Origin of the sequence: Streptomyces purpurascens (assembly GCF_045040895.1) — a bacterium.
GTDB classification, from domain to species: domain Bacteria; phylum Actinomycetota; class Actinomycetes; order Streptomycetales; family Streptomycetaceae; genus Streptomyces; species Streptomyces purpurascens.
Window position 1 is genome coordinate 649,280 of sequence record NZ_CP108341.1, and the last position, 20,691, is coordinate 669,970.

The 20,691-nt window shown below is 71.4% G+C and carries 17 protein-coding genes and 2 pseudogenes; 7 read left to right on the top strand and 12 right to left on the bottom strand.

Annotated features, from left to right (window positions below):
• Positions 1-6 precede the first annotated feature (6 nt).
• Positions 7-886: pseudogene (locus OHU35_RS03030) on the bottom strand (IS5 family transposase).
• 119 nt (positions 887-1,005) lie between these two features.
• Entirely contained in the window at positions 1,006-1,599 is a 594-nt protein-coding gene (locus OHU35_RS03035; protein ID WP_405504468.1) for a maltokinase N-terminal cap-like domain-containing protein, read from the bottom strand.
• Between the two features lie 133 nt (positions 1,600-1,732).
• Between OHU35_RS03035 and OHU35_RS03040 the strand changes: the two genes are divergently transcribed.
• The 3 genes and pseudogenes from OHU35_RS03040 (at position 1,733) to OHU35_RS03050 (ending at position 2,818) form a co-directional block, all read left to right on the top strand.
• On the top strand, positions 1,733-2,347 hold the full coding sequence (locus tag OHU35_RS03040; RefSeq protein ID WP_189725167.1) for a hypothetical protein: 615 nt from the start codon (positions 1,733-1,735) through the stop codon (positions 2,345-2,347).
• A gap of 40 nt (positions 2,348-2,387) precedes the next feature.
• A pseudogene (locus tag OHU35_RS03045) lies at positions 2,388-2,528 on the top strand (NUDIX domain-containing protein); the annotation flags it as partial.
• Positions 2,525-2,818 (top strand): hypothetical protein, encoded by a 294-nt coding sequence (locus OHU35_RS03050; RefSeq protein WP_405504470.1) that lies wholly within the window; start codon positions 2,525-2,527, stop codon positions 2,816-2,818. The pseudogene OHU35_RS03045 and the gene OHU35_RS03050, both read left to right, overlap by 4 nt.
• Positions 2,819-2,839: 21 nt before the next feature.
• Here OHU35_RS03050 and OHU35_RS03055 read toward each other — a convergent pair whose 3' ends face one another.
• Positions 2,840-3,271, bottom strand: a complete 432-nt coding sequence (locus OHU35_RS03055; protein WP_405504472.1) for a hypothetical protein — start codon at positions 3,269-3,271, stop codon at positions 2,840-2,842.
• A 212-nt stretch (positions 3,272-3,483) separates the two neighbouring features.
• Here OHU35_RS03055 and OHU35_RS03060 point away from each other — a divergent pair, with 212 nt between their 5' ends.
• The 4 genes from OHU35_RS03060 (at position 3,484) to OHU35_RS03075 (ending at position 10,012) form a co-directional block, all read left to right on the top strand.
• Entirely contained in the window at positions 3,484-4,677 is a 1,194-nt protein-coding gene (locus OHU35_RS03060; RefSeq protein ID WP_189725165.1) for a sugar MFS transporter, read from the top strand.
• A gap of 29 nt (positions 4,678-4,706) precedes the next feature.
• Positions 4,707-6,473: a beta-galactosidase gene (locus OHU35_RS03065; RefSeq protein WP_359894797.1), complete on the top strand. Its 1,767-nt coding sequence runs from the start codon at positions 4,707-4,709 to the stop codon at positions 6,471-6,473.
• A complete protein-coding gene (locus tag OHU35_RS03070; RefSeq protein ID WP_405504473.1) occupies positions 6,470-8,857 on the top strand; it encodes a beta-galactosidase in 2,388 nt (795 codons plus the stop codon). Before OHU35_RS03065 ends, OHU35_RS03070 begins: the two co-directional genes overlap by 4 nt.
• Before the next feature lie 87 nt (positions 8,858-8,944).
• Entirely contained in the window at positions 8,945-10,012 is a 1,068-nt protein-coding gene (locus tag OHU35_RS03075; protein ID WP_405504475.1) for a LacI family DNA-binding transcriptional regulator, read from the top strand.
• 5 nt (positions 10,013-10,017) lie between these two features.
• Here the strand turns inward: OHU35_RS03075 and OHU35_RS03080 are convergent, their stop codons facing one another.
• From OHU35_RS03080 to OHU35_RS03120, 9 genes are all read right to left on the bottom strand, one after another.
• Positions 10,018-11,985, bottom strand: coding sequence for a heavy metal translocating P-type ATPase (locus OHU35_RS03080; RefSeq protein ID WP_405504477.1), 1,968 nt, complete (start codon positions 11,983-11,985; stop codon positions 10,018-10,020).
• Between the two features lie 103 nt (positions 11,986-12,088).
• On the bottom strand, positions 12,089-13,372 hold the full coding sequence (locus tag OHU35_RS03085; RefSeq protein ID WP_405504479.1) for an NAD(P)/FAD-dependent oxidoreductase: 1,284 nt from the start codon (positions 13,370-13,372) through the stop codon (positions 12,089-12,091).
• Positions 13,373-13,423: 51 nt separating this feature from the next.
• Complete coding sequence (locus OHU35_RS03090; protein WP_189725160.1) at positions 13,424-14,089, bottom strand: haloacid dehalogenase type II; 666 nt, start codon at positions 14,087-14,089, stop codon at positions 13,424-13,426.
• 39 nt (positions 14,090-14,128) lie between these two features.
• Positions 14,129-15,067: an aldo/keto reductase gene (locus tag OHU35_RS03095; protein ID WP_405504481.1), complete on the bottom strand. Its 939-nt coding sequence runs from the start codon at positions 15,065-15,067 to the stop codon at positions 14,129-14,131.
• Entirely contained in the window at positions 15,064-16,518 is a 1,455-nt protein-coding gene (locus OHU35_RS03100) for an aldehyde dehydrogenase family protein (protein WP_405504483.1), read from the bottom strand. The genes OHU35_RS03095 and OHU35_RS03100 overlap by 4 nt, the downstream gene beginning before the upstream one ends.
• Positions 16,515-17,468, bottom strand: coding sequence for a succinylglutamate desuccinylase/aspartoacylase family protein (locus tag OHU35_RS03105; protein ID WP_405504485.1), 954 nt, complete (start codon positions 17,466-17,468; stop codon positions 16,515-16,517). Before OHU35_RS03105 ends, OHU35_RS03100 begins: the two co-directional genes overlap by 4 nt.
• Before the next feature lie 41 nt (positions 17,469-17,509).
• Positions 17,510-18,910: an aminotransferase class III-fold pyridoxal phosphate-dependent enzyme gene (locus OHU35_RS03110; RefSeq protein ID WP_359894809.1), complete on the bottom strand. Its 1,401-nt coding sequence runs from the start codon at positions 18,908-18,910 to the stop codon at positions 17,510-17,512.
• A complete protein-coding gene (locus OHU35_RS03115) occupies positions 18,907-19,773 on the bottom strand; it encodes an ABC transporter permease (protein WP_189725155.1) in 867 nt (288 codons plus the stop codon). The genes OHU35_RS03110 and OHU35_RS03115 overlap by 4 nt, the downstream gene beginning before the upstream one ends.
• On the bottom strand, positions 19,770-20,690 hold the full coding sequence (locus OHU35_RS03120; protein ID WP_229873014.1) for an ABC transporter permease: 921 nt from the start codon (positions 20,688-20,690) through the stop codon (positions 19,770-19,772). Before OHU35_RS03120 ends, OHU35_RS03115 begins: the two co-directional genes overlap by 4 nt.
• Between the last annotated feature and the right edge of the window lies 1 nt (position 20,691).

Sequence of the window (20,691 nt, forward strand, 5' to 3'; positions counted from 1 at the left end):
GGCTGGTCACAAGCGTTGCCAGAGTCTGATCGAAGCGACGGTGATGGTGCCGTGGAAGACGTAGGCACGCTTGTCGAACCTCGTGGCCACAGCCCGGAAGTTCTTGAGGGCATTGATCGTTCGCTCGACTTCGTTCCTCCTCTTGTAGATCGTCTTGTCGAAGCCGGTGGGTCGGCCGCCCCTGCTGCCCCGGCGCTGGCGGTTGGCCCGCTGGTTCCTCGGTTCGGGGATGGTGTGCTTCATCTGGCGTCGTCGCAGGTAGCGGCGGTTGCAGCGGGAGGAATACGCCTTGTCGCCGCCGAGATGGCCCGGCCGGGTGCGCGGGCACCCACCATCGAGACGGGCAATTCGGATGCGTTCCAATACAGGGATGAGCTGCGGGGCGTCGCCCCACTGACCTGGCGTGATCAGCAAGGCCAGCGGGCGGCGTCCGCCTTCACCGGCGAGGTGGATCTTGCAGGTAAGGCCGCCCCGGGAGCGTCCGAGTCCCTCGTCGGGGCGGTGCTGCCGGGGCGTCATTCTTTTCCCGGCACTCGCGGGCGTCTCTTGCGGGCCCCGGCGGCGTGCTGGTGGGCCCGGCAGGAGGTGGAGTCCACGCTCACCATCGACCAGTCGATGCGGCCCTCTGCATCGGCGTCGGCCAGGGCGGCCGCGAAGAGTCTGTCCCAGGTGCCGTCTGCCGACCAGCGTCGGTGCCGCTCGTATGCGGTCTTCCACTTGCCAAACGTGCAGGCAGATCCCGCCAGGGCACTCCTGTGCGGATCCGGTACAAGATCCCGTTGATGACCCTGCGATGGCTCGCCCAACGGCCTCCCCGCTTACCGGACTTCGGCAGATGCGGCCTCAGCCGAGCCCATTCCTCGTTCGTTGGATCTCCCCGCCCCATGGACATGCCAACGAGCCCACCCCGCAACGGTCACATGATCCGCCGGACAGGCCCTAGGTCGTGGGACCACTGTGCAGAGCGGCAAACACCCCCCGGGCGCGGGTGCCGTCCGGCAGTTGTCAGGAGCCGGTGACGTGGCCGGTCGCTCCCTGCGCGGGAGTCAACGGGCCGTCCGGGGCGGGCTGGAGGACCCGGTGCACGTGGAGGGTCGTGCCCTGGGGCGTGGTCAGTCGGGTGCCGTCCCGGTCGTCGATGGCGGTGAAGTCCGTGGGGAGGGGCCCTTCGCCGGTGCAGGAGGCGGTGACCTCGCGGTCGGGGACGTCGCTGAGGTTCTGGTCCTGGGCCTGCACTCGTCCCTCGATCAAGGCCGACAACTGGGCGAGCATCACGGGGTCGTGGCAGCCGTCGTAGGCCCAGCGCTGCCCGAGCACGCCGTGCTCCATGGTGCCGACGAGGGCGTGCTCCGCACCGTCGAGCGGGGCGCCGCGATAGGTGAGCGGCACCAGGTAGCCGGCCGGGCGGGCGCCGGAGGTGTCGGTGACGACGAGGAACTCGATCCCGACCTCGCCTCGCGGGTCGTCCAGCCGGAATCCGCCGGCCTTGACCAGCTTCGGGTCGTCCGAGCCACCGCGGTACCAGGGGCGGGAGGGCAGCCAGGAGGTGAGCAGTTCCAGCTTGGTCGGCTTGAGCGTGGTGCGGTGGATGACGGCCATGCCGAGGGTTCCCCTCCGTCAGGTCGGTGCGAGCCTTGAGATCACGCAGGATACGTTCGAGCGGATCCGGTTCGGGGTGTGGCACCGCCCCGAGCCGGCCGATCGCAGGCCCGGCTGAACGTGAGGAAGCGCCTTGATCTCGGACTACCAGCAGCAGTTGCGAGACCGGTTCCTGTCCGTCTCCGAGACTCCCGCACCCACCCCCTGGCATCCGACCCTGGACAGGCGGATACCCATCGGCGGACTCCTTGGCATCGGATTCGGCACCGCTCCCGGCACCGGCAAGGACCTGGCCATGGTGGTCTCGGTCGACGGGCACGGGCTATTTGACACCGTCACGGGAGAGAAGCTGGCCAGGGACCGTGACCCTGACCCCGACGACAGCACGCCGGACACATCGCCCGATCTCTCGTGTCCCGGCCTCGGGCCGCTCGCCGGAACGCGAATGCGTATCGCCGGTCTCTTCGGAGGCGGTCTCCACACCACCAGTTCCGACGGCTGGAGCGTGGAAGTCGTCAGCCCCGAATGGCCTCACCACCGGGTTCTGCTCTCCAAGGACGGAGGAATGCCCCACAGCGGACCGCACGGCGAGCGCTGGTGGCACATCTTCGACTCCCACTACTCGGAACTGCGGACCGTCGGCTTCTCCCCCTCCGGACGCACCCTCGCGGTCGCCACGAGCAGTGACCTCACCCTCTGGACACGCCGGACTACCGGAGAAGGCCCTGCGGGTACGGCCAACGCGTGACGTGTGAAGAACTCCCCGCCTCACCCACCAAAGGAGTCATCGCGTCAGGAACGGCCAAGACCAACACACCCTGCCAGGTGGCAATGTCGACCCCGGTGAACCCGTCCATCAGGCCCTCGCACGGGAACTCGACGAAAAGCTGGGCTTGGACCTCACGGACGCGAGCGGCGTCCCGCAGTGACCTGGATCCAGGAGGCCATGGTCACCCGCCACGGCAGCACCCCGCCCCGCAAGCTCCACCTCGTCTTCCGCATTCACATCGCCGACCCCACTCGCGTCCGTCTGCGCACCGTCGAGCACGACGACACCGCCGGCGTCGGCCACCTCATCTGGAGCCCCTACAGGGACACAGTCGACCAGGCGCCGTTCCCACCGGTCCCGCTCGCCGCACTCGCGACTCCCATGGCGTCGCTCGACGCTGCGCAGGCCTTCCTGCCGCCCCTCGATGACTCGAACTACCAGTGGATCTGACCTGCCGCTCGACACCATCCGTCATTCAGGCCCCGCGGGCGCATCAAGGTGCTTGTCGATAAAGGCATTGATGAACTCCACTCCGAAGGCGTGTATCTCCGGAGAGACGTCGGAGGGCGACTCGCCGAACCAGAGGACGGTCTCCGGATTCCGCTCGGCTTCATCGAGCCAACTACGCAGCCTGCCGAGTCTTCCCCCGCTCAGTCGGACCAGAGCCTGATGCACACGTTCGCGCTCCGCGCCTGCATAGAGTTCAAGGAGTGAGAGGGCGCTCGCATTCTCGCCATCCGAAAATGTGGCGTCGCAAATCTGACGTGTTGCGCGTGACACCGCCATGCCCGTCATCCTGCCCAGCATCGGCATGGTCGACAACGGTCGTCCGAGCCCGGCGTCAGCGCCCCGGAGGAAGCCGGCCAGTCCGGCCGCGTCCGTGAGGAGCGGCCGCAGCAGCATCTCCGTGGTGTCGGACAGTTCAGACGGCGTGTCAGGAGACCTGGGCCGTCCGCGATCGCGATCAGCGTGAGCATTCCCGGGGCTTGCGCTCACCCACGCTGCCCGAGGGATGTTGACGGACATCATGTTACCGGTAACATCAAACCGCTTCAGCCGTACGCGACTGTGCCCTCCGCCCACCCCACCCCGGTGGGCCGTCCTCCGGAGTCCGCGTGACCGACCAGCCGACCGCACAGCTCGCCTCTCGTCCCTCCCCCGCTTCGCCCGCCCCGGTCTTCAGCAGGTCCGCCGTCGTGGCGTCCTGTGTCGGCTTTGTGCTCATCGGGGCGTTGCAGGCGCTGTACGGGCCCGCGATCCCGGCCTTTCGTGCGGAGTTCGGGCTGTCGCCCTCCGCCGCGGGGCTGGGGCTGAGTGCCCACTTCGTCGGCGGTGTGGCCGGTGTGCTGCTGTTCGACCGGCTCTACGGCCGGGTCGGAAACCGGCACATCCTCGGCAGCTCCTATCTGCTGATGGCCGTCGGCGCGGCGGGCTTCGCGCTGGCGCCCGACTGGCCCACCGCCCTCGCGGCGGCCCTGCTCGCGGGGCTCGGTTTCGGTGGCATCGACTACGGCCTCAACCAACTGTTCGCCGTGGGCTTCGGTCACCGTTCGACCGCGATGCTGAACATCCTCAACGCCCACTTCGGCATCGGCGCCATCCTCGGCCCCGCCCTGATCGGCGTGGTCGGCTCGGAGCACTACCCGGCCGTCTTTCTCTGCTTCGCCCTCGCCAATCTGCCCTTGCTGCTGTGCCTGAGGGGCGTCCGGAACGACGTGCCCCTACCGGGTGGGACCGAGGACAGTCGAGGGCAGGTGCTGGGCCGGAGCCTCGGCTCCGTGCTCGCCGTCTTCGTCGCGCTCTACGTCCTGCACGTCGCCGTCGAGGCCGGTGTCGGCGGCTGGGAGCCCACACATCTGGAGACCGTCGGCTACGGCGCGGGCGTCGCGGCCACCGCCACCTCGGTGTACTGGCTGATGATGACCATCGGGCGCTTCCTGGTCGCCCCGCTCGCGCTGCGGTTCTCCGCCCAGGCCATCATCACCGTCTCGTGCGCGGGCATGACGGTGTGTCTGCTGGCCGCGTCCGTGCCCGCGCTGGCTCCGTACGCGTACGCCGGTGTCGGTCTGTTCATCGCGCCGGTCTTCCCCACCGGACTGCCCTGGCTGAACCGGGCCGCGCCGCGCGCCCGGCGGGCCGGTGCCGTGGTCATCGCGGCCTCCATGGTCGGCGGTGTCGCCGCCGGGCCGGCGCTGGGCAAGGCCATCGAGTGGTCCGGGATCCGCGCGGTGCCGCTCCTGCTGTGCGGTGTCTCGGCACTGTGCCTGGCCGCCACGCTCTGGCTGATCCGCGCCACCCGATCTCACTGACTCCCCCTACCCCGAAGGGAAGCCTCCGCATGCCCGCTCTGACTACGACGTCCGACGGATTCCTGCTGCACGGCGAGCCGTTCCGGATCCTCTCCGGCGCGCTGCACTACTTCCGTGTCCACCCCGACCTGTGGGCCGACCGGTTGCGCAAGGCCCGTCTGATGGGCCTCAACACGGTGGAGACGTACCTTCCGTGGAACCACCACCAGCCGGATCCCGACGGGCCCCTCATGCTCGACGGCTTCCTCGACCTGCCCCGGTTTCTCCGGCTCGCCCAGGACGAGGGGCTGCGTGTGCTGCTGCGTCCCGGTCCGTTCATCTGCGCCGAGTGGGACGGAGGCGGCCTGCCCGACTGGCTGACGTCGGACCCGGACATCCGGCTGCGGACCAGCGATCCGCGCTTCACCGGGGCCGTCGACCGCTACCTCGACCTGCTGCTGCCCGTCCTCCGCCCGCACATGGCCGCGGCGGGCGGTCCCGTCATCGCGGTGCAGGTGGAGAACGAGTACGGGGCCTACGGCGACGACAGCGCGTATCTGAAGCACCTGGCCGACGCGTTCCGTTCCCGGGGCGTCGAGGAGCTGCTGTTCACCTGCGACCAGGCCGACCCGGAACATCTGGCCGCCGGAAGCGTGCCGGGCGTCCTGGCGGCCAGCACCTTCGGCAGCCGCGTCGAGCAGTGCCTCGGGCGGCTGCGCGAGCACCGGAGCGAAGGGCCGCTGTTCTGCGCGGAGTTCTGGATCGGCTGGTTCGACCACTGGGGCGGTCCGCACCATGTGCGGGACGCGGCCGACGCCGCGGCGGACCTGGACCGGCTGCTGTCCGCCGGGGCGTCCGTCAACATCTACATGTTCCACGGCGGCACCAACTTCGGCTTCTCCAACGGCGCCAACCACAAGCACGCCTACACCCCGACCATCACGTCCTACGACTACGACGCCGCGCTCACCGAGTGCGGCGACCCGGGGCCGAAGTACCACGCCTTCCGCGAGGTCATCGCCCGCCACGCCGGCGTTCCCGACGAGCCCGTCCCGGCGCCGGGGCCCAAACTTCCGCCCACCGAGGTCGAGTTGGACGGCCGGGCACCTCTGCTTCCGCTCGCCGGCACACTCGCCGCACCCGTGCACGCCGACGCCCCGGTGACCATGGACGAGCTCGGACAGCGCACCGGCTACGCGCTCTACCGCACCACCCTTCCCGCTGCCGGTGACGGCCTGCTGCACTTCTCCGGCGGTGTCGGCGACCGCGCCCAGGTCTTCGTCGACGGCGCCCCGGTCGGTGTGCTGGAGCGCGAGCGTCACGACGAGACACTGCCCGTGCGCGTCCCACGCTCCGGCGCGACGCTGGACGTCCTCGTCGAGAACATGGGCGGCGTCAACTACGGGCCCCGTATCGGCGCGCCCAAGGGCCTGCTCGGGCCCGTCTCCTTCAACGGCACCGCGCTGCGGGGCTGGGACTGCCGCCCGCTGCCGCTGGACGACGTGGACGGGCTGCCGTTCGTACCGGCCGACGGGGCCGCGGTCACCGTTCCGGCCTTCCACCACGGCACCTTCGAGGTGGACACGCCCGCCGACGCCTTCCTCGCCCTGCCCGGCTGGACGAAGGGCCAGGCGTGGGTCAACGGATTCCACCTGGGCCGCTACTGGAACCGTGGCCCGCAGCACACCCTGTACCTCCCCGCCCCGGTGCTGCGGTCGGGCGCCAACGAGCTGGTCCTGCTGGAGCTGCACGGCACCACCGCCACCCGCGCCCAGCTCACCGACACCCCCGACCTCGGCCCGGAGAACACCTGGTGACCCGGAACCGGCTGCGCGTACCCGCGCCCCCCGCTCCCCCGCTCACCGGCCATCTGCCCCTGGCCGACGCGCCGGGCGTGCCCGATCCGGTCGACGTGACCAGCCGCTGGCTCACCCGTGGCGGCCGCCCCTGGTTCCCGGTCTCCGGCGAGTTCCACTATTCACGCTGTCCGGCCGGGGAGTGGGAGGAGGAGCTGCTGAAGATGAAGGCGGGCGGGGTGACCGCCGTCGCCTCCTACGTCATCTGGATCCACCACGAGGAGATCGAGGGCCGGGTCCGCTTCGACGGCGACCGAGACCTCCGGCGTTTCGCCGGGCTGTGCGCCCGCCACGGCCTGGACTTCGTCCCGCGCATCGGCCCCTGGTCACACGCGGAGGTGCGCAACGGCGGCCTGCCCGACTGGCTGCTCGCCCGCGCCTGCACGCCGCGTACCGACGACCCGGCCTATCTGGAGCCCGTACGCACCTGGTTCACGGCCGTCGCGGAGCAACTGCGCGGCCTGGACCGGGCGCACGGCGGTCCGATCGTCGCGATCCAGATCGAGAACGAGCTCTACGACCAGCCCGGCCATCTGCGCACGCTCAAGCGCCTGGCCCAGGAGGCCGGGCTGAGCGCACCGCTGTGGACGTCGACCGCCTGGGGCGGGGTGCGACTCCCGGGCGAGGAACTGCTGCCGCTGTACGGCGGCTATCCGGAGGCGTTCTGGACGGAGGCGGACGGCGGCTGGCCCGACACCTGCCGCAAGCACTTCTTCTTCACCCACGAGCGCGACGACGAGGGCATCGGCGCCGACCTGCGGCCCACGACCGTGCGCGGCACCGACCCGGCCGCGACGGGCCGGTTCCCCTGGGTCACCTGCGAGTTGGGAGGGGGGATGGCAGTGGCCTATCACCGGCGGCCTCGGGTGGAGGCCGCCGACGTGGCCGCGCTCGGGCTGACCAAGATCGGCTGCGGTTCGGTGTGGCAGGGCTACTACATGTTCCACGGCGGCACGAACCCGCCGGGAGAGCTGACCACCCTTCAGGAGTCGCATGCCACGGGTTACCCCAACGACCTGCCGGTCCTGAGCTACGACTTCCAGGCCCCGCTCGGCGAGTACGGCCAGGTGCGGCCCTCGTACCACGAGCTGCGGCTCCAGCACCTGCTGCTGGCCGCGTTCGGGCACCGGATCGCGCCCATGGAGTCCGTGCTGCCCGAGCGGCTGCCTACCGGGCAGCACGACCGTGACACCCTGCGCTGGGCCGTGCGCACCGACGGCAGCTCGGGCTTCCTGTTCGTGACCAACCACCAGCCGCACGAGCCGCTGCCGGACCACCCGGACACGACGTTCACGGTCGATTTCCCGGACGCGCCTTCGCTGACGCTGCCGAGCGCTCCCGTCACGGTGCCCTCCGGCTCCTACTTCTGCTGGCCACTGCGGCTGGACGTGGCCGGTGTCCGGCTGGAGTGGGCCTCCGCGCAGCCGGTGTGCACGGTCGAGGCGGACGGCCGTACGGTCCTGGTGCTGGCCGCGACCGACGGCATCGCGCCCGAACTGGCCCTGGACGCGGACACGGTGACATCCGTCGTCGTGCCGTCATGGGACGGGGAGGCCACGCCCGTCGACGGCCGGGTCCTGGTCACCGGTCTGCGGCCGGGCACCGACGCCCTGGTCGAGGTGGACGCGGCCGACGGTTCACGCGTCGGTCTGCTGGTCCTGGACGCGGCTACGGCCCGTACCGCCTACCGGGGTGTCGCGTGGGGAGCCGAGCGGCTGGTGCTCTGCGGGGACGGGGTGGTGTTCGACGGGGACGAGGTACGGCTGCACAGCCCGGCCGCCGAGCCGTCGTTCGCGGTGCTGCCCGCGCCTGGTTCCGCCCTGGTGGTGGAGGGGGAACGGGTGCGGGAGGAGGCGGACGGCGTGTGCACGCGCTACACCGTCGGGGCCGGGGCCGTCGGTGACACCGCCGCGCACGTCACCCTGGTCAGGCCCGCCGGTCCGGCCCCCGAGCCCGTGACCGGCGTGCAGGGACGGGCGAGCATGCCCGCCGCCACGTACGTGGACACCGTGGCCGCCGAGTACCGGGTCGACGTACCGGAGGAACTGGTGCGGGCGCCCGCCGGTGTGCTGCTGCGGCTGCACTGGACCGGTGATCTGGCACGGGCCTACGTGGGGGACGTCCTGGTCGCCGACCAGTTCTTCTCGGGGCGGGTCTGGGACATCGGCCTGGACCGGCTGCCCGCCGGGGAGTCGCGTGCTCGGGGGCTGCGGCTGAAGGTGCTGCCGCTGGCGGCGGACGCGCCGGTTCATGTGCCGGGGCAGGTGAGTGATGCCTGGCGGGCGGCCGGGGTGGGGCATGCCGAGTGGGTGGTCACGCGCGTGTGGGCGGTCCGGACCGGCTGAGGCCGTTACGGGCACCGCGCGGCCTATGCTGTGCTCCTTCCGGGCGGGTTCAGGACCGCCGTATCCGACGTCGAGGAATCACCCGCCATGACACCGAGCGCCACCGACGGCCCGGTTCCCAAGGGCCGCAGCAGGCGCAACTTCGCGGGGACGCGGCCGGTGATGGCCGACGTGGCCCGGCTGGCCGGCGTCTCCAAGCAGACCGTCTCCCGCGTGCTCAACGACCACCCGGCCGTCCGCCCCGAGACGCGCGAGGCGGTCCTGGACGCCATGCGCACGCTCGGCTACCGGCCCAGCCGCAGCGCGCGGTCCCTGGCCAGCGGCAGGACCCGGATGCTCGGGGTGATCTCCTTCGACGCCGCACGGTACGGGCCCGCCTCCATCCTGACCGCGATCAACACGGCGGCCCAGGAGGCCGGTTACCTCGTCAGCTCCATCGCCCTGGACACGGCCGACCAGGGCACCGTCGTCGAGGCCGTGAACCGGCTGTCGGCCGAGGGCGCGGACGGCGTCATCGCGATCGCCCCGCAGCAGTGGGTGGGCCGGGCGCTGGCGGAGACCGACCTCGGCACTCCGCTGGTGGTGCTGGAGAGTGCCCTCGACGCCAGCACTCCCCTGGTCACGGGCGATTCCCGCACCGGCGCCCGCAAGGCCACCGAGCATCTCCTCGGCCTCGGGCACGCCACCGTCTGGCACATCGCGGGCCCGACCGGCTGGACCTCCGCCGATCACCGGCTGGCGGGCTGGCAGGAGACGCTCCAGGCGGCCGGTGCCGACGTCCCGGCTCCTCTGGTCGGGGACTGGGGTGCCGACTCCGGTTACGAACTGGGCCGTCGGCTGGCCCGGCGCCCGGAGGTGACGGCCGTGTTCGCCTCCAACGACCAGATGGCGCTGGGCCTGCTGCACGCCCTGCACGAGTCCGGGCGGTCCGTCCCCGGGGAGGTCAGTGTCGTCGGCTACGACGACATCCCCGAGGCCGCGCATCTGCTGCCCCCGCTGACCACCGTCCGCACCGACTTCGCCGAGATCGGCACGCGTTCCCTGCGTCTTCTCCTGGATCGCATCGACGGCCCGGGCGAGCGGCCCAGCCTGGACACCCTCGTCCCCGTGGACCTCGTCGTGCGCGCGAGCAGCGGGCCGCCGCCGGTGGGCTGACGGGCTCAGGCACTCCCTTCGGCGGCGGCCTGCCGCCAGGCCGACTCCCTCAGCAGTCGCAGGCCGTTCAGTCCGACGAGGACCGTGGAGCCCTCGTGGCCCGCGACGCCCAGCGGCAGCGGCAGGTCACCGGCCAGGTCCCAGACGACGAGGCCGGCGATGAACACCCCGGCGATCACGAGGTTCTGGACGACCAGGGCGCGGGCGCGGCGGGAGAGGGCGACGGTGGCGGGGACGGCGGCGAGTTCGTCGCGCACGATCACGGCGTCGGCGGTCTCCAGGGCGAGGTCGGAGCCCGCCCGGCCCATGGCGACGCCGGTGTGGGCGGCGGCCAGGGCGGGTGCGTCGTTGACGCCGTCCCCGACGACCAGCACCTTGCGGCCCGCGCGCTCCATCTCCTGGACGGCGGCCAGCTTGTCCTGCGGCAGCAGCCCGGCGCGCACGTCGGCGATGCCGGCCTCGGCGGCGAGATGCGCGGCGGCCCTGGGGTTGTCCCCGGTGAGGAGTGTCGGGGCGGTGCCGGTGAGCCTGGCGAGGGCGGCGACCGTGGCGGCGGCGTCCGGGCGTGGCCGGTCGGCGATACCGAGCAGTCCGGTCGGGGCGCCGTCGACGACGACCAGGACGGCGGTGCGGCCGGACTCCTCCAGTTCCGCGACCCTTTCGAGGGCGTCGTCCGTCAGCCGGGCCGGGGCACCCACCGCGACCGCGTGGCCGTCGACGACGGCGGTCACACCCACGCCCGGCGCGGAGGTGAAGTCCGCCGCGTCGGGCAGGTCGAGGCCGCGCTCGCGGGCCGCGTCGACGACCGCCCGGGCCAGTGGATGCTCGCTGGGCCGCTCGGCGGCTGCCGCCAGGGTCAGCAACGCGTCCTCGTCCAAGCCGGATTCCGGCAGCGGCCGGACGTCGGTGACGCGCGGGCTGCCTTCGGTCAGTGTGCCGGTCTTGTCCAGTGCGACCGCGTCCACCTGGCCGATCCGCTCCATCACCACGGCCGACTTCACCAGCACACCGTGCCGCCCGGCGTTGGCGATGGCCGAGAGCAGGGGCGGCATGGTGGCCAGCACGACCGCGCACGGCGAGGCCACGATCATGAACGTCATGGCGCGCAGCAGCGCGTCGGTGAGCCGTTCACCGAAGGCGAGCGGCACCAGGAAGACGGCCAAAGTCGCGGCCACCATGCCCAGCGAATAGCGCTGTTCGACCTTCTCGATGAACAGCTGCGTGGGCGCCTTGGTCTCGGACGCCTCCTGCACCATCCGGACGATCCGGGCGATCACCGAGTCGGACGCGTCGCGCTCGACCCTGATCCGCAGGGCGCCGGTGCCGTTGAGGGTGCCCGCGAAGACCTCGTCGCCCGGCTCCTTCGGCACGGGGAGCGGCTCGCCGGTGATGGTCGCCTGGTCCACCTCGCTCGCCCCGTCCAGCACCCGGCCGTCGGCGCCGACGCGCTCTCCGGGGCGGACGAGGACGGTATCGCCGACCGTCAGCTCCTCGACGGGGACGACCTGTTCGCCGCCGCCGGGAGAAAGCCGGGTGGCCGTGGCGGGGGCCAGGTCGAGCAGGCCGCGGACGGAGTCGGCGGTGCGGGCGGTGGCCAGCGCCTCCAGGGCGCCGGAGGTGGCGAAGATGACGATGAGCAGGGCGCCGTCCATGACCTGCCCGATCGCGGCCGCGCCCAGTGCGGCGACCACCATCAGCAGGTCGACGTCGAGGGTGCGGTCCTTGAGCGCCTTCAGCCCCTCCCAGCCCGGCTCCCAGCCGCCCGTGGCATACGACACCGCGTACAGCGGGCCCCAGGCCCAGGCGGGGGCGCCGGTCAGCTGGAGCGGCAGCGCGAGCAGGAAGAAGGCGGTGGCCGTCGCGGCCCAGCGCGCCTCGGGGAGCGCGAGGACACGGGTGCGCCGCCGCGGCACGGTCCCGGTACGTGCGGGTTCCGCCTCCTGGACCGGCCGCGGCGTGAGGGTGGAAGTCAACAGGGGTCCTTCTGGCAGGGGCGCGTAGGCCCCTCACCATACAGGAACACATGAAGACTCCTTCATGCCTTCATGCACCCGGGACGACAGCCGGGAACGAGCGTCAGCGCAGCCTGTCCTTGGCCTTGTAGTAGGCGCCGCCGAACGGCAGGAACCAGGCGGTGCCGTTGTAGAAGGGCACCGGGACCTTCGGGAAGCCCAGGCCGCGCAGCGGGTTGGCCTCCGGGCGGCCGTCCATCATCTCGGCGACCGCGCGGCCCATGGAGGTGGCCATCTGGACCCCGTGGCCGCAGTACCCCATCGAGTAGTACAGGCCGTCGGTCTCGCCCGCGTGCGGGAGGCGGTCCCAGGAGAAGCCGACCATGCCGCCCCACACGTAGTCGATCCGCACCCCGGCGAGCTGCGGGAAGATCTCGGTCATCTCCCGCTTCAGGATGTCGCCGCTCTTGACGTCGGAGGCCGGGTTGGAGGGGGCGAAGCGAGCCCGGCCGCCGAAGGCGAGGCGGTTGTCCGGGGTGAGGCGGATGTAGTGGCCGATGTTCTTGGAGTCGACCACCAGACGGCCGTTCGGGATCAGCGACTTGGCGCGCTCCTCGCCGAGCGGCTCGGTGACGATGATGAAGCTGCCGACGTTGATGAGCCGCTTGCGGAACCACGGCATCGCCTTGTCGGTGTAGGCGTCGGTCGCGGCCACCACCTGCTTGGCCCGGATGGTGCCGTGGAGCGTCTCGACCACGAAGCCGCCGCCGGGGAGGCGGGTGAGGCCGGTGGCGGCGTTGCGTTCATGGATCTCGACGCCGGCCCGTTCGGCGGCCTCCGCCAGTCCGTGGACGTACTTGCCGACGTGCAGGGCGGCGCTGAGCGGGTCGAGCAGGGCTCCGTGGTAGTAGTCCGAGTTCAGTTCCGACTTCAGCTCGGCGCGGGTCAGGAGCCGGGTCTCGTGGCCGAAGTTGTCGGCCAGATCGCGCTGGGTGGCCCGCATCGACTCGAAGTGCTGCGGCTTGGCCGCGACTCCGAGGCGGCCGGCCCGGTGGAAGTCGCAGTCGATCTTCTCGGTCCGCGTGATCTCCTCGACCACGTCGACCGCCTCGCGGAAGGCGTCGTAGAGCTCGCGGGCGCGCTCCTGGCCGTAGCGTTTGCGGGCCTCGCCGACGCCGATGGTGAGGCCCTGGGTGCACATGCTGCCGTTGCGGCCGGAGGCGCCCGAGCCGATCTTGTCCTTCTCGACGAGGACGACCCGGGCTCCCTTGCGGGCGGCGTGGTAGGCGGTGGACAGGCCGGTGAGGCCGCCGCCGATGACCACCACGTCCGCCTCGTCGGGCAGGTCCTTTCCGGAACGGTCGGGCAGGGCGGGGGCGGTGTCGAGCCAGTAGGGGATCTGCTTCATGGCGTGCGTCCTGTCGTGTTCTCTGTCCTGTGTCGCCGAGTCGCCGTACGGTCAGCAGCCGAGCAGCTTCGGCAGGCCCGTCATGTCGGGCAGCTCGTCGTACGGCTGGTAGTCGGCGCTGCCGGGGCGGCCGAAGCGGTTGATCCATACCCGGCGCCTCAGGCCGAGGTCGCGGGTCGGGATGTGGTCGTACTCCCAGCCCTGGGCGGTGTGGATCACCTGGGAGGGCTCGACGCCCATGGTCTTGAAGGCGTGCTCGAAGGTCTGCCGGTCCGGCTTGTAGGCGCCGGCCTGCTGGGCGGTGATGACGTGGTCGAACTCGACGCCGATGTTCTCGACGTTCCGCGCGATCAGGTTGTCGTCGGTGTTGGAGATGATGGCGATCTCGTACTTGGTCTTCAGCGCGCGCAGGGCGTCCGGGACCTCCGGGAACGGGCCGAAGGTGGGGACGGCCTCCACCAGGGCGTCGCCGTCGGAGGTGCGGTACTCCAGGCCATGCAGCCGCATGGCGTTGCGCAGGCTGGAGTGCAGGATCTCGTGGTAGGGACGGTAGGCCTCCAGGACGGCCTGGAAGCGCATGACGCGGAAGTCGTCGAGGAACTCGTCGACGTCCAGGTTGTCCAGGTCCAGGCGGTCGGAGAGGACCTTGAGGGTGGTGGGGCCGAGCTGGAAGTCGACCAGGGTGCCGTAAGCGTCGAAGGTGACGATCTCTCGCATGGTGTTCAGCCTCGTTTCGCGGGTTCTGTAAGGGGGGTGTCAGACGACTTGCTCGCCGGGCGTGACGATCGCGTCGAGTGCGGCCAGGTCGGCGGGGCCGGGGATCCAGTCGGCCGCCGCCGCGTTGGCGGTGACCTGCGCGGGGGTCATGGCGCCGCAGATGACCGAGCCGACCGCGGGCAGGGCGGCCAGTGCGCCCACGGCGACCTGAAGCAGGGTCAGGCCGCGCTCGGCGGCGTAGGCGGTGAGCGCCTCGACGCGGTCGAGGGCCGCGTCGGTGAGCCAGCCCTGCCGCCAGGACAGCCGGCTGCCGGGCGGAGGCTCCTCGCCGCGCCGGTACTTGCCGCTGAGCAGGCCGTTGGCCAGCGGGTAGTACGGCAGCAGCCCCAGGCCGTGGCGCAGACAGGCGGGGATCAGATCGGCCTCCGCGCTCCGGTCGAGCAGGTGGTAGCGGGCCTGCGTCGAAACGAACGCGTCGGTGAGCTCCTCGGCCGGGAGGTTGGAGCAGCCGATGTACCTGATCTTGCCCTCGTCCACGAGCTCGGTCAGGGCGGCGACGGTCTCCTCCAGCGGGGTGAGGCCATCGGGCTCGTGGTACTGGTACAGGTCGATCCGGTCGGTGCCGAGCCGGCGCAGGGAGGACTCGACGGCGTACCGAATGTAGGGGCGGGCGCCCCGCCGGCCGTACAGGTCGGCGTCGAGGCCCATCTCCATGCCGAACTTGGTGGCGAGGACGACGTCGTCGCGGCGGCCCTTGAGGGCGGCGCCGAGGAGGCGTTCGCCGTCGCCGCGTTCCCCGCCCCGCTCGCCGAACCCGCCGTACATGTCGGCGGTGTCGAACAGGGTGATCCCGGCGTCGAGGGCGGCGTGGACGACCGCGTTCGTGCCCTCCTCGTCGAGGCGGGAGCCGAAGTTGTTGCCGCCGACGCCCACCGCCGAGACGACCGGGCCCTGCTCACCGAGCGTGCGATACCTCATGACCGGTCCCCGAATCCGATGCAGACGTTCTTGGTCTGCGTGTAACTCGCCAGCGCTTCCAGGCCCTTCTCCCGGCCCCAGCCGCTGTGCTTGTAGCCGCCGAAGGGCAGCTCGATGCCGCTGCCGGCGCTGGTGACGTTGACGTAGACCTGGCCGGCCCGGATGCCCTCGGCCAGGCGCATCGCCTGGTCGAGGTCGCGGCTCCAGACGTAGGAGGAGAGGCCGTACGGGCTGTCGTTGGCGATCCGGAGGGCCTCGTCGGCGTCGTCGAATTCGATGACGGTGACGACGGGGCCGAAGATCTCCTCGCGGGCGCACCGGGCCTGGTTGGTCAGGCCGGTGAGGACCGTCGGCTCGATGTAGTAGCCGTCGGCGAGTTCCGGGGCGGAGGGGGCGCCGCCGCCGACCCGGGCCACGGCGCCTTCCTGCCGGGCCAGTTCGAGATAGCCCAGGACGCGGTCGCGCTGCCGGGCGGCGACCAGCGGGCCGATGTCCGGGTCCGTGAGGCCGGGGCCGACGCGCAGGGCGGCGATCCTCTCGACCAGCCGGTCCAGGAACTCCTCGGCGCCGCGCTGGAGCAGCAGCCGGGTGCCGGCCGAGCACATCTGGCCGGCGTTGCTGAACGACCAGCCGAGGATCGCGTTCAGCGCCAGGTCGAAGTCGGCGTCGGCGAAGACGATGAACGGCGACTTGCCGCCCAGTTCGGTGACGGAGGGCACCACGTTGGCGGCGGCGGCCTGGGCCACCTTGATGCCGGTCGGGACCGAGCCGGTGAAGGTGACCTGGTCGATGCCGGGGTGCCCGGCGAGGGCCGCGCCGGTCTCGGCGTCGCCGGGTACGACGTTCAGCACGCCCGGCGGCAGCCCGCACTCCAGCGCGATCCGGCCCACCTCCAGCGGGGTGAGGGGCGCCTCCGGGGAGGGCTTGAGCACCACCGTGCAGCCTGCCGCGAGGGCCGGGGCGGAACCGCGGGCGGTGTTCTGGAGCGGGTAGTTGAACGGAATGATCTGGCCGGAGACGCCGATGGGTTCACGGAGGGTGTAGTCGATCAGGCCGGGCCCGAGGGGGATCGTGGAGCCGCCGAGCTTGTCGGCGATGCCGGCGTAGAACTCGAAGTAGCGGGCGGCGGACTCGACGTCCGCCCTGGCCTGGCGGAGGGGCTTGCCGACGTCCTGGCACTCCAGGCGCGCCAGGCGCTCGCCCTCGCCCCGGATCGCGTCCGCGATGCGGTGCAGCAGCCTGCCCCGGTCGGCGGCCCGCATCCGGGCCCACTCGGGTGCGGTGAAGGCCGCGCGGGCCGCCGCCACGGCCTGGTCCACGTCCGCCGGTCCGGCCAGCGCCACCTGGGTGAGGGCCGTGCCGTCCGCCGGGTCGAGGACGGTGAAGGCGCGCCCGTCTGCGGCGGGGATCCGCTTGCCGTCGACCAGCAGCAACTGGGGATCGCCGCTCATGGCTTGATCTCTCCCTGCACCTCGCCGAAGATGACGACCTCGTCGCCGGGCCGGACGGTGCGGATCCGGCGCACCCAGAGCACGATGCCGTCCTGCGGGGCGCGGACCTCCTCCAGCGTGTTGCCGTAGTGGTCGACGATGTGGGCGATCAGGTCGCCTTCCTTGCAGTTCTCGCCCGGTGCGGCGTGGCCGAGGAAGAAGCCGCCGGCGGCGGAGCGGGCGAAGGTGCCGGAGACGGCGATGTAGTCGTCCCGCAGCTCGGCCCCGCCCTCGGTCATGTTCAGCTGCCGCATGATGTTGAGGACGGAGTCGATGTGCAGTTGGACGTTCTCCTCGCGGTAGGTGCCGCCGCCCGCCTCGATGGTGATGGCCGGCTTGCCCGCCGCGAGTGTGGGGTGGCGGACCGTGCCGCCCCACTTGCCGCCCTTCCAGATCAGCCGGTGCCCGGCGGCCAGGCCGATGCCGGTGGCCAGGTCCTCGTAGCCGCCCTGGACGATGGTCAGCGGGGCGATCTCGCCGAAGGTGCCGCCGGTGTGCAGGTCGACCAGGGCGTCGATGGCCGGGACGACCTGCTCGACGAAGGTGGCGGCCAGGCGCAGCGAGTAGGAGCCGTCCGCGTCGCCCGGGAAGATGCGGTTGAGGTTGAGGTGGTCGAGGCCGCTGGTGCGGGCGGCCGCCTCGAAGGCGGGGGTGTTCATGCAGGGGATGCCGACGAGGGTGCCGCGAAGGCCCACCGGGTCGATCTCGGCGAGGACGCGGCGGATGGCCTCCTGGCCGTCGTACTCGTCGCCGTGCACACCGGCGTCCACGCACAGGACCGGGCCGTCCTCGGTGCCGTTGACGACGATCAGCGGGATGCCGAGCTCCATGCCGTAGGTGCTGGTGCCGACGGGGATCAGACCCTGGGCGCGCTCGCCGGGGGCGACGGTGAGGGGGCCGATGGAGTACATGTCGTTCCTTTCCAGAACGTGTGTCAGATCCAGAACATGGGTCAGAGGCGGGCGGAGGCCTCGTCGAGGGTGGCCGCGATGATGTCGGCGATACGGTCCAGGAGTTCGCGGTCGCTGATCAGCGGGGGCGCGATCTGGACCAGCGGGGCGGCGCGGTTGTAGACGCGGGCGAGCAGCCCGGCCTCGCGCAGCCGGCGCGGGATCAGGTCGGCGACGAGTGCGGTCCGGGCGGTGTCGCTGAAGCCGCCGCCGTCGAGGTCGCCGACGAGTTCGCAGGCGTAGAAGTAGCCGGCGCCGCGGACGTCGCCGACGATCGGCAGGTCCACGAGTTTCGCCATACGCTGGGCCAAGTGGTCCTGGTGGCCGCGGACGTTCTCCAGGATCCGGTCCCGCTCCATGATCTCCAGGCTGCGCAGGGCGATGGCGGCGCTCAGCGGGTGGCCGGCGAAGGTGTAGCCGTGGTTGAGGACCACGCCGGGCTGGTTGATGACCTCGACGACGCGGTTGCTGACGAGCGTCGCCCCCATGGGGGCGTAGCCGGCGGTGATGCCCTTGGCGACGGTGACGATGTCCGGGCGGGCCCCGTACAGGTCGCCGCCGAACCACTCCCCCAGCCGTCCGAAGGCCGTGATGACCTCGTCGGCGACGAGCAGGAAGCCGTACCGGTCGGCCAGGGCGCGCAGGCCCGGCCAGTAGCCCTCGGGCGGGGTGATGCAGCCGCCGCGGTTCTGCACGGGCTCGGCGATCAGCATGGCGATGGTGTCCGGGCCCTCGGCCAGGATCGCGGCCTCCAGCTCGGCGAGCAGGCGGGACGTGAACGTCTCGTCGTCCGTGCACGCGGGGGCCTCGGCGGCGAGGCCGAAGCGGTTGGTGTTGGACACGAACCGGGTCTCGATCGCGCCCGGCCCGTACGGTTCGCGCAGCCCGGGGTCGTCGGTGAGCGACAGAGCCCCGAGGGTCAGGCCGTGGTAGGCGCCGCGGCGGGCGATGGCCTTGGTGCGGCCCGCTTCGCCGCGCAGGGCGTGGTAGCGGCGGGCGATCTTCCAGGCGGTCTCGACGGCTTCGGCGCCGCCGCCGGAGAAGAAGGTGTGCTCGACGTCGACGGGGGCGATGCGCGCGAGGCGCTCGGACAGGTCGATGGCCGTGGGGTGCGCGGAGGAGGACCACAGCGGGCTGAAGCACAGCTCGCGCAGCTGGCGGTCGGCGGCCTCGGCGAACTCGGGGGCGTAGGAGTAGCCGAGCTGGCAGCAGTACAGGCCGGAGAGGCCGTCGATGTAGCGCTTGCCGTCCGCGTCGTCGACGTACGGTCCTTCGCCGCGCCGGACGACGAAGAGGTTCTCGCCGGCGCGGCCGAGCGAGCCGTTGGGAGTCATGTTGAGGAGCAGGTGTCTGGCCGCGGTGGCGGAGAGTTCGCCGGCCGGAGCCTGGGTGCTGGTGGTCATCGGGTCTCACTTCCGGCGGGGAGGCTCACGGCGGATTCCGTGGGCAGCAGGCCCGCCTGCTTGCCCGGGCCGCCCAGTCGGCGCACGGCGGCGACCAGGGCGAGGGCGACGACGGCGACCGCGATGAGGATCGCGCTGATGGCGGTCACCGACGGATCGACGTTGTACTGGAGGACGTTGAACACCTGGACGGGCAGCGTCACGGTGTCCACGGAGGACAGGAACTGCGAGATGAAGAACTCGTCGAAGCTGGTGATGAAGGAGAAGATCGCGGCGGCGATCATGCCCGGCGCGGCGAGCGGGAAGGTGATGCGGCGCCAGACGGTCAGCCTGCTCGCGCCCATGCTGGCCGCCGCGTCCTCCAGGCGTTCGTCGATGCCCTTCAGCGTGGCCATGAGGATCATCACCGCGATGGGCGAGGCCAGCACGGTGTGGCCGAAGGCGATGGCGATCGGGCTGCCGAGCATCGCGGCCGGTTCGAAGAGCAGGAACAGGCCGAGGGCGATGACCACCTGGGGGATCACCAGCGGGGCGAGGACCAGGCCGTAGACCGCGGAGCGCAGGGGCAGGTCGCTGCGGACCAGTGCCGTGGCCGCCGTGATGCCGAGGACGAGGGAGAAGACGGTGGTCAGGGAGGCGACCAGGACACTCAGCGAGAGCGCGGCCGGCCACTTGCTGCCGTCGGCGAACAACTGCTCGTACCAGCCGAGCGTCCAGGCCTCCGGCGGGAAGGAGCCGAAGGCGTCCTTGCCGAAGGAGGTGACGACGATGACGATGATCGGCAGCGCCAGGAACAGCAGGATCAGGGTGGACAGGACGGCCAGGGTGATGCGTCCGGCCAGGGTGGCACGCAACTCGATCATGACGCCGTCCCCCGGTTGCGGTAGGCCTCGCCCGCGGACTTCAGCAGCCGCAGCAGGATCAGCCCGGCGAAGGTGAGGAGCAGCAGGATGATGCCGAGCGCCGAGGCGCCGTTCCACTGGTTCTGCTTCATGACCTGCTCGTCGATGAGCGAGGCGACCATGGTCTGCTTCTCGCCGCCCATCAGGGCGGGCGTGAGGTAGTAGCCGAGGCAGAGGATGAAGCACAGGACGCCGGCGTTGACCAGGCCGGGTGCCACCAGGGGCACGTAGACGCGGCGGAAGATGGTGATCTTTCCGGCGCCCATGCTGGCCGCGGCGGCCAGGAGCCGGCGGTCGATGCCCTTCATGACGGCGTACAGCAGCAGCACGGTGTACGGCAGCATCACGGCGGTGGTGCCGATGACGACGCCGATCTCGTTGTAGAGCAGCTGGAACGGGGCGCCGGGGAAGTGCGTGTCGGTCAGGGCGTTGTTCACCACGCCGTTGTCACCGAGCAGGATGATCCAGCCGTAGGTGCGCACCAGGGCACTGATGAAGTGCGGGACGACCACCACGAGCATCGCGAGGCCCGCCCACAGGGGCTTGAGCCGGCAGATCGCGGAGGCCAGCACGAAACCGACGACCAGGCTGATCAGCGAGGTCTCGGCGGAGATCCGCAGGGTGGTGAACAGGATCTCCAGGTTGGCGCCGCGGAAGGCGTCGGCGTACCAGTGGAGGGTGAAGCCGCCGGCCTGGTCCTTGAGGCTCAGCATCAGGGTGCTGAAGATCGGATAGACGAAGAGGATCAGCAGGTAGAGGACGACGGGCGCGGCGTTGAGCAGTCCGAAGCGGGTACGGCGGTCGGACAGCACGCGGGCCGGTCGTTTCCTGCGGGGCACCGGGGCCGCGGGGCGGGATGCCGGAGCGAGTACGGCCACG